12 protein-coding genes are annotated in these 14,226 nt (G+C 46.0%); 11 read left to right on the top strand and 1 reads right to left on the bottom strand.

What is annotated here, in order from left to right:
• The first annotated feature begins 2 nt into the window (after positions 1–2).
• The 3 genes from MHH93_RS02145 to MHH93_RS02135 all read left to right on the top strand — a co-directional run bounded on the left by MHH93_RS02145 (position 3) and on the right by MHH93_RS02135 (position 4,423).
• Complete coding sequence (locus tag MHH93_RS02145) at positions 3–1,544, top strand: response regulator (RefSeq protein WP_500052575.1); 1,542 nt, start codon at positions 3–5, stop codon at positions 1,542–1,544.
• 152 nt (positions 1,545–1,696) lie between these two features.
• Positions 1,697–3,745, top strand: coding sequence for a glycoside hydrolase family 16 protein (locus MHH93_RS02140; RefSeq protein ID WP_500053299.1), 2,049 nt, complete (start codon positions 1,697–1,699; stop codon positions 3,743–3,745).
• Positions 3,746–4,060: 315 nt separating this feature from the next.
• Positions 4,061–4,423 (top strand): VOC family protein, encoded by a 363-nt coding sequence (locus MHH93_RS02135; RefSeq protein ID WP_500052574.1) that lies wholly within the window; start codon positions 4,061–4,063, stop codon positions 4,421–4,423.
• 54 nt (positions 4,424–4,477) lie between these two features.
• On the opposite strand, the gene MHH93_RS02130 is transcribed toward MHH93_RS02135, so the two are convergent.
• Positions 4,478–4,912 carry an Rrf2 family transcriptional regulator gene (locus MHH93_RS02130; RefSeq protein WP_500052573.1) on the bottom strand — a complete coding sequence of 145 codons (435 nt, stop codon included), beginning with the start codon at positions 4,910–4,912 and terminating at the stop codon, positions 4,478–4,480.
• Positions 4,913–5,198: 286 nt separating this feature from the next.
• Here MHH93_RS02130 and MHH93_RS02125 point away from each other — a divergent pair, with 286 nt between their 5' ends.
• From MHH93_RS02125 to MHH93_RS02090, 8 genes are all read left to right on the top strand, one after another.
• On the top strand, positions 5,199–5,696 hold the full coding sequence (locus tag MHH93_RS02125; protein WP_500052572.1) for a MarR family transcriptional regulator: 498 nt from the start codon (positions 5,199–5,201) through the stop codon (positions 5,694–5,696).
• 5 nt (positions 5,697–5,701) lie between these two features.
• Positions 5,702–6,277 (top strand): nitroreductase family protein, encoded by a 576-nt coding sequence (locus MHH93_RS02120; protein ID WP_500052571.1) that lies wholly within the window; start codon positions 5,702–5,704, stop codon positions 6,275–6,277.
• A gap of 16 nt (positions 6,278–6,293) precedes the next feature.
• A complete protein-coding gene (locus MHH93_RS02115) occupies positions 6,294–6,779 on the top strand; it encodes a nitroreductase family protein (RefSeq protein WP_500052570.1) in 486 nt (161 codons plus the stop codon).
• Positions 6,780–6,824: 45 nt separating this feature from the next.
• Positions 6,825–7,397, top strand: coding sequence for a histidine phosphatase family protein (locus tag MHH93_RS02110; protein WP_500052569.1), 573 nt, complete (start codon positions 6,825–6,827; stop codon positions 7,395–7,397).
• 130 nt (positions 7,398–7,527) lie between these two features.
• Positions 7,528–7,683, top strand: a complete 156-nt coding sequence (locus MHH93_RS02105) for a hypothetical protein (RefSeq protein WP_500052568.1) — start codon at positions 7,528–7,530, stop codon at positions 7,681–7,683.
• Positions 7,684–7,815: 132 nt separating this feature from the next.
• Complete coding sequence (locus MHH93_RS02100) at positions 7,816–9,870, top strand: alpha-galactosidase (protein ID WP_500052567.1); 2,055 nt, start codon at positions 7,816–7,818, stop codon at positions 9,868–9,870.
• 152 nt (positions 9,871–10,022) lie between these two features.
• Entirely contained in the window at positions 10,023–12,353 is a 2,331-nt protein-coding gene (locus MHH93_RS02095) for a glycoside hydrolase family 95 protein (protein WP_500052566.1), read from the top strand.
• A gap of 100 nt (positions 12,354–12,453) precedes the next feature.
• Complete coding sequence (locus MHH93_RS02090; protein ID WP_500052565.1) at positions 12,454–13,986, top strand: response regulator; 1,533 nt, start codon at positions 12,454–12,456, stop codon at positions 13,984–13,986.
• The last annotated feature ends 240 nt before the right edge of the window (positions 13,987–14,226 follow it).

Genomic DNA, 14,226 nt, shown 5'->3' with positions numbered 1-14,226 from the left:
GCATGATTAATATCCTGATTGTGGACGATCAAAAACACATTCGTGACGGCCTGCAGGCCATGCTGCATCAATTTCCTCTGAAGCTGAACAACATATATTGTGCCGCGAGCGGGATGGAGGCGCTGTGCCTATTGCGGCAGCATTGCATTCACATCGTTATTACCGATATCAGGATGCCGGATATGGATGGGTTGGCACTCATGGCTCAAACCAAAGAGGAATATATGGATGTGGAATACCTCATTATCAGCGGTTATAGTGATTTTACATATGCCCAAAAAGCGATCGGGCTTGGGGCAAAGGGCTACTTGCTAAAACCTTTGAAGCGAGAGGATCTGCAAAATTCCCTGGAGCATGTATGGCAAGAGATCCAGACACGGCAGGCACTTACGCATAATATGCAGCATGTATCCCGTCTCGCCCAAGAGACCGAGAGTAAAGAATTAAGAATGTTTATGCAAGGTGCGTTAAGTGATGACGCATGGATTCTTCAGATTGAGGAAAAAAATGATCCGTTATGGCGTAATTATCGCCTAGCCCTGCTGAGAGAAGAAGTTGGCATTAACCAGCCCGGAGCCAGCAGCACCCATAGTATGGAATCCATTGCTTATCGTGTGTTTGGCAGACAAGGTTGTATTTGCCTGCAACATCGCCCATACCTGATCCTTGCGGTGGATGCGTCCATAGATCCAAGTGTTTTTCCTGCAGCACTCAAGGAAGGAAAGATCGCTGCCATAACGGCCATGACTAACCCGATTCAGGGGTTAAAAGAACTACCAGACAGCTATACCCAAGTGCTTGAGCTCTATCGCCACAGTTACCTGTTTCCTGATCAATACAGTATCTTCCCAGCACATATTGAGCATATGGAGCAGCAGTGGCAACTTCCCTATGAAGACTTATATGAACTCTTCCAATCAGTTGGAACAGATAACAGTGGAATAATGACTCAGGGTATTTCTGCACTATTTCACAAAAAGGTACTGCAACGCTATCCTATTCGTTATACCCAGCAGCTCTGCGCCGCCACGGTTCAGATGATGGAGGAATACGAACGAGTTATCCGCCCTTATATGGGGGAAGAAGCGCTGGACCTTGAATCATTGCGTAATCTCTTTGATTATCCAGGGATGCGTGATTATATACAAGCACTGCAACAGCAGCTGCTTCGGCTGAATCAGTTCTATTATGACTTTAAGTGCAGCTATCGCCATTCGCACGATCTCAATGAAGCCATTCGTTATATACACGAGAGTTACCATAAACCGCTGGACCTCGCGATGGTATCCAATCATGTATCGCTTAATTATGCTTATTTTTCAAATCTGTTTAAGAAGAATATGGGTAAAGGTTTTGCTGAATACCTACGAGATGTGCGTCTGGATAAAGCACGGCGGCTTCTCGCCGAAACGGATCATAAAATTGTTGAGGTTGCTGCTATGGTTGGATATGAGAGCTACAAAAGCTTTACACGCGTGTTCCGACATGTGATGCAGATCCAACCCACAGAGTACCGACAAATGATGCGGCGGAAGGCAGATTGAATCAAAAGCCAAAAAAATGGGATACCACAAAAACAATTGTACCTTTTCAGCAAATTACCCTATTCGATAGAATAAAGATATCCCTCATGTAAGCGATTACCTAAATGCGCATGGATTGGGAAAATCTATTATTCTATTAAAGGAGGGCAATGATGAAACCTTCTCATTTTACGGAGAAAAGATTTATGAAAAAGGTACTCGGTATGTTGCTTGTGATTGTGATGTTGGCTAGTGTTGGTATACTGCCAGCTTCAAAGGTTCAGGCAGCAGGAACTACCGTAACTTCAATGGAGTACTTCTCACCCGCAGACGGGCCGGTTATTTCAAAATCAGGTGTTGGCAAGGCCAGCTTCGGATTTGTTATGCCTAAGTTCAATGGAGGCTCTGCGACATGGAATGATGTTTACAGTGATGTAGGCGTTAATGTAAAAGTGGGCAACAACTGGGTTGATATCGACCAGGCAGGCGGTTATATCTATAACCAAAACTGGGGGCACTGGAGCGATGGCGGCTTCCATGGCTATTGGTTCACCCTCTCCGCAACAACCGAGATTCAACTGTACTCCAAAGCGAATGGTGTTAAGCTGGAGTATCAACTTGTATTCCAAAACATCAACAAAACAACCATTACAGAGATGAATGCAACACAGGGTCCACAGATCACAGCAGGTTTCACAGGCGGTGCAGGCTTTACATATCCAACGTTCAACAATAATCCTGCGGTCACTTATGAAGCTGTTGCGGATGATTTGAAGGTGTATGTCAAACCTGTAAACAGCAGCACCTGGATTGATATTGACAATAACGCAGCCAGCGGCTGGATCTACGATCAAAATTTTGGCCAATTCACGGATGGCGGCGGGGGGTACTGGTTTAACGTAACGGAATCGATCCATGTCAAATTGGAATCCAAGACTTCTTCGGCTAATCTTGTTTATACCATTACGTTTAATGAACCTACAAGAAATTCATATGTCATTACGCCATACGAAGGAACAACCTTCACAGCAGATGCAAATGGTTCCATTGGGGTTCCGCTTCCGAAAATTGATGGGGGGGCGCCAATCGCCAAGGAACTGGGCAATTTTGTATACCAAATTAACATCAATGGGCAATGGATTGATTTGAGTAACGCCAGCCAGAGCAAATTTGCATACTCCGGTAATGGGTACAACAATATGTCCGATGCCAACCAGTGGGGTTACTGGGCCGATTACGTCTATGGCCTTTGGTTCCAGCCGATCCAAGAGAATATGCAGATTCGTATCGGCTATCCGCTGAACGGTCAGGCGGGTGGGAATATTGGCAACAACTTCGTCAACTATACCTTCATCGGCAATCCAAATGCCCCACGTCCGGATGTATCCGACCAAGAGGATATCTCCATCGGAACGCCAACCGACCCGGCAATCGCGGGCATGAACCTCATCTGGCAGGATGAGTTTAACGGAACTACACTGGATACAAGTAAATGGAACTATGAAACAGGATATTATCTCAATAACGATCCGGGTACCTGGGGATGGGGAAATGCAGAACTGCAGCACTACACGAACAGCACCCAAAATGTATATGTACAGGACGGAAAGCTGAATATCAAAGCCATGAACGACAGCAAATCTTTCCCGCAGGACCCGAATCGGTATGCACAGTATTCTTCAGGAAAGATCAACACCAAGGATAAACTGTCCTTGAAGTATGGCAGAGTCGACTTTCGTGCCAAACTTCCTACAGGTGATGGTGTATGGCCGGCGCTGTGGATGCTTCCACAAGACTCGGTATACGGCACTTGGGCTGCATCAGGTGAAATTGATGTGATGGAAGCGAGAGGCCGTCTGCCTGGATCAGTAAGCGGTACCATACACTTTGGTGGACAATGGCCCGGGAACCAGTATTCGGGCGGCGATTATCACTTCCCGGCAGGGCAAACTTTTGCCAATGATTATCATGTATACTCGGTAGTCTGGGAAGAGGACAACATTAAATGGTATGTAGACGGCAAGTTTTACTATAAAGTCACTAACGAGCAGTGGTATTCCACAGCAGCACCAAATAATCCGAATGCGCCTTTCGATGAGCCGTTCTACCTTATTATGAACTTGGCAGTCGGCGGAAACTTTGACGGCGGCCGCACTCCGAACGCATCTGATATCCCGGCGACTATGCAAGTGGATTATGTACGCGTGTATAAAGAACAGTAATAAAACAGCTGTTTTCGCAATGAACAAGCCGTTGATCTGATGATCAACGGTTTGTTTGTTCTTTGAATTGATGTTGTACCAGCCGTCACAACCTTCTATTGCCAGGAGGAGTTCTGCGTTTTCTTTCTGCCCATTATGAAAGTCCAGGCCATTAAAGAGGCAGAAAAACTTGAGGAGCAAGACCTTATCGAGGTGACGCTACGAATTTCGGTCAAAGGCGCTTACCGGAGCTTGACAAGTTCAAAATTTTTATATATAACTAATTCAGTTATAACCATTATGGTTATATTTAAAAAATGAAAATTGGAGGTAAGCATGAAAATTACAAATCATTTTATACCCGTTTTTACCGATCAACTGGAGTTAACCGTTGCATATTATGAATCTCTTGCTAATCGAACTATGGATCGCACCTGGAATATTCCCGAGGCTGGCTTATCTTTAGCCACAGTATATCCTTACGTCATTGTATCTGGAAGTCCAGAGGCTTTGGAGCCCGCTAGATCACTTCGAGCAGTGGTGTATGTCGATTCCATGGACGAATTGAAGGTAGAACTAACAAAACAAAATACCCTTATCGTAAGAGATCAGCATGGTCCTATTGGTCCAAGCGTTTTTGTTCAACATCCTGATGGTAGTTTTATTGAATATGTTGAGCCTGCGGAAGCTTCTGTCTGAATTGGTGCAAAATCAAAAAATACAAAATAAAGCTACTCCGTTAGAGGAGCAGCTTTATTTTGCATTTGCCTTTATCCGTAGTTGCTCCACAATTTGAGCTAGGGTAACAGAAGCGAGTTCATCCTCCATAGCCTTCTGTGCATTAGAGAATTGGGGTAATAGAATGGATTCAATGTTCATTCCTACAGAACAATTGGGGTCAGTATCCTTGTGAATTTTGAAAAGCTGATTTCCATCCACAGATTCGACTGCTTGAAAAATACCCAGTAGGGTTAGTTTTTCGGGAGATATCAGAAGAGAGGCCCCCGCAACTCCTGGTTTTGTATCAATATAACCTGCTTTTTTGAGCTGAGCCATAATCCTTCTAATGACTACAGGGTTACTATTGATACTACGGGCAATTCGATCGCCTGTACTATATAGGGGGTCCAACGAGATCATGGAGAGAATATGGACTGCCATCGAAAAGCGACTACTTATTTGTTTCAATCTACTCACCTTCTTTGCTGAATAGTATAGTTTCTTTCATAGAACAGGTCAATCGACGGGCATACCGGAAAACAGGGAAGATCCCTGAATTAACTAAAACCATAATAAGGAGGGTCTCTGTCCGGGATTGAAGCGTGATGTTGTGATGTCAGAGAATGCGCAGTTGATAATAATTATCATTCATGCTATATTGTTCACCAGTAAATAAAATATAATAAATTATCAAAAAACACTTTATTATTAAAGCAATATTTTTGTTTACAAGTAAATAAGGAGCGATCATAAGATGACTTCAAAAGATCGAACAAAACAGCTGCTTCATGACCAATTTATCCGTCTTTTACATGTGTATGAGAACCACAAGAATACAGAAATTGAGCATTTCCTAAGTATCGCCCAGCGAGAAAGCATCGAGAAAATCCCTCAGCATTTGACCGCGGTTCATATGATAGATTGCATAGGCAAGCATGAGCCTATTAACAGCACAGGTATTGCCGAGGCGATGAATTTGTCCAAAGCAAGTATCACGAAAATTGGCAACAAACTGCTGGAGGAAGGATTCGTCAAACGCACAAAAATGAATGACAACAAGAAGGAGAGTTATTTCCGGTTGTCACCGCAAGGCAAAAAGATCTTTGAACTGCATGAACGTCTGCATGTACATGAGGCTGAACGCTTCAATCGTACTCTCGACAAATATTCGGAAACAGAGCTAAAAGTAATTCATCAATTTCTTCAAGACAGTAGCATCAATATTGAATCCAGATCGAACGAAGGAGAGTGAAGCATTTGAGTCTGGCAGAATTGATCAGGGAGCGCAGAAGCATTCGTAAATGTAACTCTACGCCGGTGGACCAGGAGTTAGTTGTTGAATTGCTACGTAAGGCTAATCGGCTTCAACCATTTGGTGAGACTGGCTCGTGGCGTGTGGTATATGCCGGAACTCCAGAAGCGCGTAACCGGTTGGTGGACTGCATGCTCGAACAGATGTCGCAGAGCAAGATTGGCAAACTGATTCCCGGGAAACTTCTGGATGTTTTCAAAAAGAGATTTACCGATATTCCTGCCCACGTCATTGTTATGTCGACTGCAGGACCGGATCGTCTCACCAATGACCGCAATTATGCTGCTGCCTGCGGGATGATGCAGTGCTTCCAACTGATGGGTTGGGAACAGGGGTTAGGGATGCTATGGGATACAGAGTCCATAATTCAGCATGAAGGGTTTTTCAAAGGAATTGGCCTGCGTGAGGATGAAAGATTTGTTGGCATTCTTCATATAGGATATTTCGACAAAGTGCCAAGAAGTCGGAAAAGAACACCAGCCGAGCAGAAGTGGACCGTATTACGAGGGCAGTCTACATAGCAGAGGAGGATGTAAAATGAAATTGTCAGATTTGGAAGAAGACATGGGCGGTCCGATTGAGTTTATGGATCGACCGGTATCGCAGGACTTAATCCTTGAGTTGCTCAATCATGCCGTATGGGCGCCAAATGATGGACTCCGAGAGCCGTGGAGATTTATATTTGCTGATAACCGGTATGGGAACATCATGCAGGGATTGCAGGAGCAGGCCCCTGCGTATCTTCTGGTCTTGGTGAAAACAGAGGCTGACCAACATAAGCGGGAAGAAGACTTTGCAGCGGTCTGTTGCCTAATTCAGAATTTCCGCTTGCTGGCTCATGAGCAGAGTTTGGGTGTGCGCTGTACCTTGCATGACTGGATGTACGACTCGAGCCATACTGAAGTGTTCGGTGTACTGAATAACGAGCGTATTGCTGCAGTTCTGGAATTGGGATACGGTGCAAATCAGTGGAAAGGAAATACGGAGTTACCTGAGACTCAACTTCATTTTGAACTGCTCTAGGGTGGACAGGAGGGGATGAGACTTTAAAGGAAAAGAGGGATATAAATGACTACGCTAGGATTGATCCGACATGGAGTCACGGATTGGAACGATGAATATCGAACACAAGGCCATTCCGATATTCCGCTTAATGAGAGAGGTCGAAACCAAGCTGAACTATTGGCCAAAAGAATTGGCATAGAACATTGGGACTATATTTATTCTAGTGATTTGTCCAGAGCACTTGAAACAGCGGAAATCATCGGTAAGATCAAGAATATTGAAGTGAGAACAGACCCGCGCTTAAGAGAAATGAACTGTGGACTGATAGAAGGAACGACAGAACAGGAACGCGTCAAACGGTGGGGATATGGATGGTTCAGACTAGATCTTGGTATCGAATCAAACGATGAGATTGTAAAAAGAGGAAAGCAGTGTCTTACCGACATATCATTCAGACACCCAGACCAGAATATATTAATTGTGAGTCACGGTGCATTCCTTGGAATAACTCTGAAGAGACTCGTACCCCATATCGACATGACTGAAAGTCTCTTGAATACATCGATTACCCTGCTGATTACAGGACAATCGCGATGGAACTGTTCGCTATATAACTGCACTAAACATTTAGTATGAGATGAATGATGTTGTTTTCACTGATGGTGGCTTTTTTATTTTATAATAAATGGTTTTTTAATCTAGAAGAAGTGTCGATAAACAAGAACATATTCCCATTGCCGATTAGTTAATTAACTAAGTGAGGGCGATGGGCAGACGAAAGCACGGGCCGGAGCCTGTTCTATATCCGAATCTTCTTGGCGCACAACCTCCGCTTCAGATCGACGGCAACCTCGCGGCCTCTGCCAGAGACTGTGTGCTTAGAGGTGAAGGCCCCATTGTGGTAACGCTAGAGTTGAGTTAAAACGCGTTATGGATCGGAAGATTGTTGCATGGAAAATGCTCTATTCGGTCTTTATAATGAGGGCAGACTTGGGCAGGAGAGGCATAACCAGCTCCGCTCAGGGCACAGCATGCAACAATAAGGAGGCACATCATGCTAACTAGCGATACAGCCGTACAAGTGCAGCAACAGAATGATAATCTTGTAAGCGTTACAAATGGGCACGTGAGCCTGGAGATCAATCTTAAAAATGGTGAAGTGTCCTGTATCAGCAATCATTCTTCCCATGTAAAGGGCATTCGTAGTGCTTTTCGCTGGCACGGCCGGGAATACAGCACGGATCATTATCAGAACCATGAGCTGGCGGCACAGGAAGATATTGTCCGAGAAGGTTTTGGAAAAGGCATCCGCTTGGTCGTGCTGCATAAAACCTCGTTGCTGCCGCAACTGGAGCAGCATTTTTATATGTATGAATCCTCACCGTTTGTACTGGTGCAGACCGCTATAGTCAGTGATGAAGAGCTTAAGGCGAATCGCATGGCTGTCATCCAATCCAAAATCATATCCCTCGGCGGAAATTCCGGCCAGGATGAACCGAGCATTCTGCGTGTACCGTTTGACAACGATAAATGGGTGAGATATACGGTGGTCAAGCCGCCGCTTGATGTGGAGAGCTACGAAGCGACAGTTTTGTTCGCGCCCGATAGCCGCCGGGGAATTGTGATGGGTTCCCTTACGCATAAAGTATGGAAAACAGGGATTCGTATGCAAAGCGAAAAAAGCAGACAGATAGAGGGACTTGATCTGTACGGTGGTGCCGTGAGTGAACTGACTCGCGATTCCCAGCCTCATGGCTATGTGAAGGGAAAAAGAGTGGAATCTCCCCTGGTATTCATCGGGTTCTATGAAGACTACCGTGAAGGTCTTGAAGCCTACGGTCAGGCGAATACCTGGATTGAGGCTCAATTACCTTGGGAGGGCGGCGTTCCGATCGGGTGGAACAGTTGGTCTGCGGCCATGAGTGATCTGGACTATGATCTGTATACAGCAACCAGCGATTTTCTTAAAAAAGAAGTGCAACCACTTGGATTCCAGAATGAAGATACTTTATATATTAACTTTGACGCGTTCTGGGACAATTTCACACCGGAAGAAATGAAGAGTGCGTTGGACCGGGTACGGCAAAACGTACATAGGGCGGGCACGTATTGGACCCCATTTGCCTTTTGGGGAGGGCCTGATCAGTTCGGTCAGACGGTCGAAGGAACAAAAGGCAAATACACCTATGCTGATATCCTGCTGCGTGACGGTGAGGGCGAGATCCTGCCGGATGTAGACGGTGGTCTGGCTATTGACCCGACACATCCTGGAAACCTGCAAAGAATTGACTGGTTCACGGACAAATTCATCTCGGAAGGTTTCGAATATATCAAATTGGATTTCTTGGCGCATGGCGCGCTGGAAGGGCAGCACCACAACCCGGATATTACAACAGGAATCGCGGCTTATCATTATGGCATGTCTTATTTGCAGCATAAGCTCTCGCCAGACGTAATCGGACGACCGTTTTTCATTAACTTGTCCATCGCCCCATTATTTCCTTATGCTTATGCCCACAGCCGCCGTATCTCCTGTGATGTCTTCGGTACACTTGCGGATACGGAATACCTGCTGAACTCATTGACACACGGCTGGTGGATGAGCAATACGCTCTATCGCTACAATGATCCTGATCATTCGGTGTTGTACAAGAGCTTCAACCAGGAAGCAACCGGTTGGCATGAAGGACGCAGCCGTCTGACCGCTTCAGTTATTGCCGGTACGGTGCTCCTGCTCGGGGATGACTTCCGCAAAGAGGAAGCTGCCGAACGAGCAAAAGAATGGCTTGGCAACAAGGATATTTTGAGCGTTGCTCGTATGGGCAAAACCTTCCGTCCAGTTGAAGGTGATTATGGGAAGCTGTCTTCTGACGTGTTTGTCCTGGAATCGCCGGAAGAGAAGGGTTTCTATCTTGCCGTCTTCAATTTTGATGCTGAACAAGCTGCGGTTAAATCTATCTCGCTGGAGCGGGCCGGACTAAACGCCAATGCTGTATACAGCTTGCATGATCTGTGGGATGGCTCGCAAGGGGAAACGTCTGGAGGGCTTACTGTCACACTTGAACCGGCGGAATCCAAAATCTTCAGATTGACTGTGAAGGGAAACTGACTTGGGCGAAGTGACCATTCAAACCCGTGATTCAGTTTTAGCATAAAAACAAAGTCAAACGCGCGCTTATGTATCTCACAGATCGCGCGTTTGTCTATTTTTGAGCATGAGTCTATTTCGAGAGAAAATCATTTTGGACCGGAGGACATGATATGAATGATTTTACTATGTGGTATTCAACGCCTGCTGCACATTGGTCTCAAGGCCTGCCGCTGGGAAATGGAAGAATAGGGGCAGTTGTTATGGCTTCATCGCATCGAGAGGTATGGAGTATGAGCGAGGTTACCTTCTGGTCGGGTCGGATTGAACAAGAACAGCCTTCCGAAGGAGGCAAGGCCGCACTGGAAGAGATGCGTAGCTATTTCTTCTCCGGCGATTATGATGAAGGAGATCGTCTTGCCAAACAACATTTACAGCCAAAGAAGCGTAATTTCGGCACCAATCTTGGACTATGTGAAGTTGTTATTGATTTCGAGAAGAAGAATTCGGATTCTGATGAAGAGGGGATTTTCCAACGTGAGCTGGATCTGACTCAAGCGCTGGCCGGGGCGTTCTCGAAGAATGACGACAGCATGATTCGACGTGAAGTTTTCGCTTCCAATATCGATGATCTAGTGGTCTCCAGAGTCTGGAGCGAAGTTCCGGGTGGGGTAACCTTTACACTTGGCCTACAGGCAGGTACGGAATCATTTAAGGTTGTAGCTTTAGATGACAATACGCTTGAATTCCAAGGACAGGCAACGGAAAATGTACATAGTGATGGGACTTGTGGCGTATGGGCCAAGGGTTTGGTCAAGTTGGTTATTTCCGGAGGGGCCATCGCAAGTAGAGATGGTCGATTGACTGTGACCGGAGCGGATGAGGCATGGATTTATTTTAGTGTGAGCACAGATTATCGCCGTACAGATCAGGATTGGGAAACAGAGAGCGGGTCTACGCTTTTGAAGGCTTTAGACAAGGGATATGCCTTACTCAGGGAGGAGCATATTCGCGATTACGGCGAGCAATATGACAAGGTTGATATTCAATTGGGGGGCAAGAGGAAAGCCGATCTGGCTACAGATCAACGCATTCGTTTGTTGGAACAGGGTGATGGAGATGAAGATCCGCAACTGTTCGCATTATTTTTTCAATATGGACGGTATCTGACCATTGCGGGTTCTCGCAAGAACTCTCCGCTGCCGCTCCATCTCCAGGGAATCTGGAATGATGGTGAAGCGTGCCGGATGGGCTGGAGCTGTGACTATCACCTGGACGTGAATACCCAGATGAATTATTACCCCACAGAGATTGTGAATCTGGGAGAGAGCCATCTTCCGCTGTTGCGCTACGTTGAAGATCTCGCACTGGCAGGCAGAGAAACGGCACGTAACGTATATGGATGCGACGGATGGGTCGCTCATGTGTTCTCCAATGTATGGGGTTTTACGTTACCTGGATGGGAGACCTCTTGGGGATTGAATGTTACAGGCGGATTATGGCTGGCTACACACCTGATTGAGCATTATGAGTACAGTCAGGATCGTGTTTTCCTTGAGAATGTGGCCTATCCCGTACTTAAAGAATCGGCGGCTTTCTATCTGGACTATATGTGTGAGCATCCTCGGAACGGTTGGCTGGTAACGGGCCCTTCCAATTCACCGGAAAATCATTTCTATCCTGGTAATTCAAGAGAAGGGGCACAACAGCTGTCCATGGGAACGACAATGGACCAGATGCTGGTGCGCAGGCTCTTTGAGTTTTGTCTTCATTCAGTTAAACTTCTGAACAAAGACGAGGAACTTGAACGCAAGCTGTATGAAGCAATTAGCAAGCTTCCACCTCTACAGATCGGCAAGAAAGGCCAGTTACAAGAGTGGCTGGAGGATTATGAGGAGGTGCAGCCGGAGCATCGGCATTTGTCCCATATGTATGCTCTGTATCCGGACAGTCAGATTACACCTGAGCTTACACCGGAACTCAGTGCGGCAGTACGACTAACGCTGGAGAACCGCATGCTCCAGGAAGAGCTGGAGGATGTTGAATTTACGGCTGCTTTGTTTGGACTGGGTTTTGCGAGATTGCATGATGGGGAAATGGCATATAAACACCTCTCACATTTGATCGGCGGCTTGTGCTTTGATAATCTGCTCACCTATTCCAAATCCGGCATTGCAGGAGCAGAGAGTAATATTTTCGTCATTGATGGAAATTTCGGCGGTACAGCTGTCTTAGCGGAGATGCTGCTGCAAAGTTATGCGGGCGAGATTCACCTTCTCCCAGCACTGCCACAGGCATGGAGCACAGGATCTATCTCCGGTCTGCGGGCAAAAGGGAATGCTGAGGTTGACATCGTCTGGGAAAATGGAAAGCTGACCTCAGCGAACATTCACACGAGCTCGTCAGGAACGTTCACCATTTGTTGGGGGAAACAAAGAACGATCCTGCATGCCGAAGCAGGCGGAAGTTACTATTTCAATAGCGAGCTGGAGTTGGTAAAATAACGATCTATACTTGAAAATAACTTTCATTGATATGGACCATGGTCCCACGGGGGGAAAAACATATAATAGAGACAGAAAGAGACAAAGGGAGGGGACATGGATGTACAGTATTTTTTTGGTAGACGATGAAGAGCTGGGACTTGAGATGATGAGGGATTATATCCGTTGGGAAGAGATGGGGATCTATATCATGGGAACAGCGAGTAACGGCAGGGAGGCCTTGGAGAAGATTGAGGCTACCCAGCCGGACATCGTTCTTACCGATGTTCAGATGCCGATAATGAACGGGATTGATCTGGCTAGAAAGATATATGAGAGCTACGACTCGATCCAAGTGATGTTTCTGACCGGACACGACGAATTTCAATATGTAAAATCGGCTATCAACGTAGGGGCCGTGGGATATATGTTAAAACCTTTGGATATGAACGAAATTGAGAGCGTTATCAGTAAAGTTAAACAGCGTTGTGAAGAGGTTGCAATGAAGAACCGTTCCATGGAGGCGGCCAAAGCCAATATCCTGAAGGAATTATCTTACGAAAAAAATGAGGCTCGTGCTAACGATCTTGCTTGTAGTTACAGCCGTCTAACCCGACAACCGGAGACCGCCCGATATGCAATGGCCTTGTTCAGTATCGATCCCAAGGAGGCTGAAGAGGAACAGCAAAGTCTGGAGGGATGTACAGGTCGGCTGGTGGCTTTTCTCGACCATTTCTTCAAGGCGAAGAACATGAAAGTGATCTTTGTGGATTACAAGGAAGGAGAGACAGGTGTATTTATGGAAGCGTCCCAGCAGCCGGGGCACTATGCATGGGAAGACTTGGCTGAGGCTATTCGTAGTGCACTGGATTTCACGGTGACGGCAGCAGTAGGCGGACAAGAGACCGAGTTAGCCCTTATTCACTGTCTGTACGAACAGACGCGTATCGTTTTGAACGAGCGTTTCTATGAAGGTACAGGCACGATTATTCATGCGGAGTCGCTTTCGAACCAGTTTTATACAGAGCATATGCCCCCTTTTGAACAAAAGGGATGGTTTGAGGCTATTAACCGACTGGATTTTGAATGGGCGGCACAGAATCTGCACGGGTATATTGAGGGATTGGCAGCACTGCGAGTCAAGAAGAAAATCATCTGCGACTGGTCGATAGATCTCGTGAATGAGCTGCTGGAGCAGCTTCATAAACCTGTTCCGAAGCGGGCTGAGCTATATCATTCCATCTATAATGCACTGACTCTGCATGAGATCGAAGATCTGATTCTCGGTACTGCGGAAGATGCTGTGAGTATGCTGGGTGAGCGGTTTATGGACAAAAATGCAAAATTGATTCATAAGGTCCGTACCCTCATCGATCAGAATTACAATCAGCCGATTACGATCAACAGCCTGTCTGATCAGGTCTATCTGTCACCGAACTATTTGAGATCCATTTTTAAGGACAGGACAGGGATGACAATTCATGATTACCTGACACGCATCAGACTGGATAAAGCCAAGGAACTGCTGGCAGATGGCTCGCTCAAGATTCACGATATCGCGCAGAACGTGGGCTATGAAAGTACATCCTATTTTATTTCTCTATTCCTGAAGACACAGGGCGTAACACCCAACGAATACAGGAAAAGTATATGACGATAAAGGTTGTTTGGTAATGATGGTATTGATATGGCAAATGAAAGAGGCTTTCCTGTATGAATAGTAACATTGTGGTATGGAACATCCCCCTCCTCCTTTTTACAATTAGGCATATAGGAAAGGAAGGAGGGGACAGAGGATTAACAGCTCTTTATGAAAGCGATTACAAAAAAGGCTATGAACCACTTCAGGAATAGGCATAGGGAGATCTAACTCAATCATTAGAAAATGGAGGCA

Origin of the sequence: Priestia sp. FSL H7-0729 (assembly GCF_038005685.1) — a bacterium.
Lineage (GTDB): Bacteria > Bacillota > Bacilli > Paenibacillales > Paenibacillaceae > Paenibacillus.
This window is presented reverse-complemented; position numbering and strand designations above follow the sequence as displayed.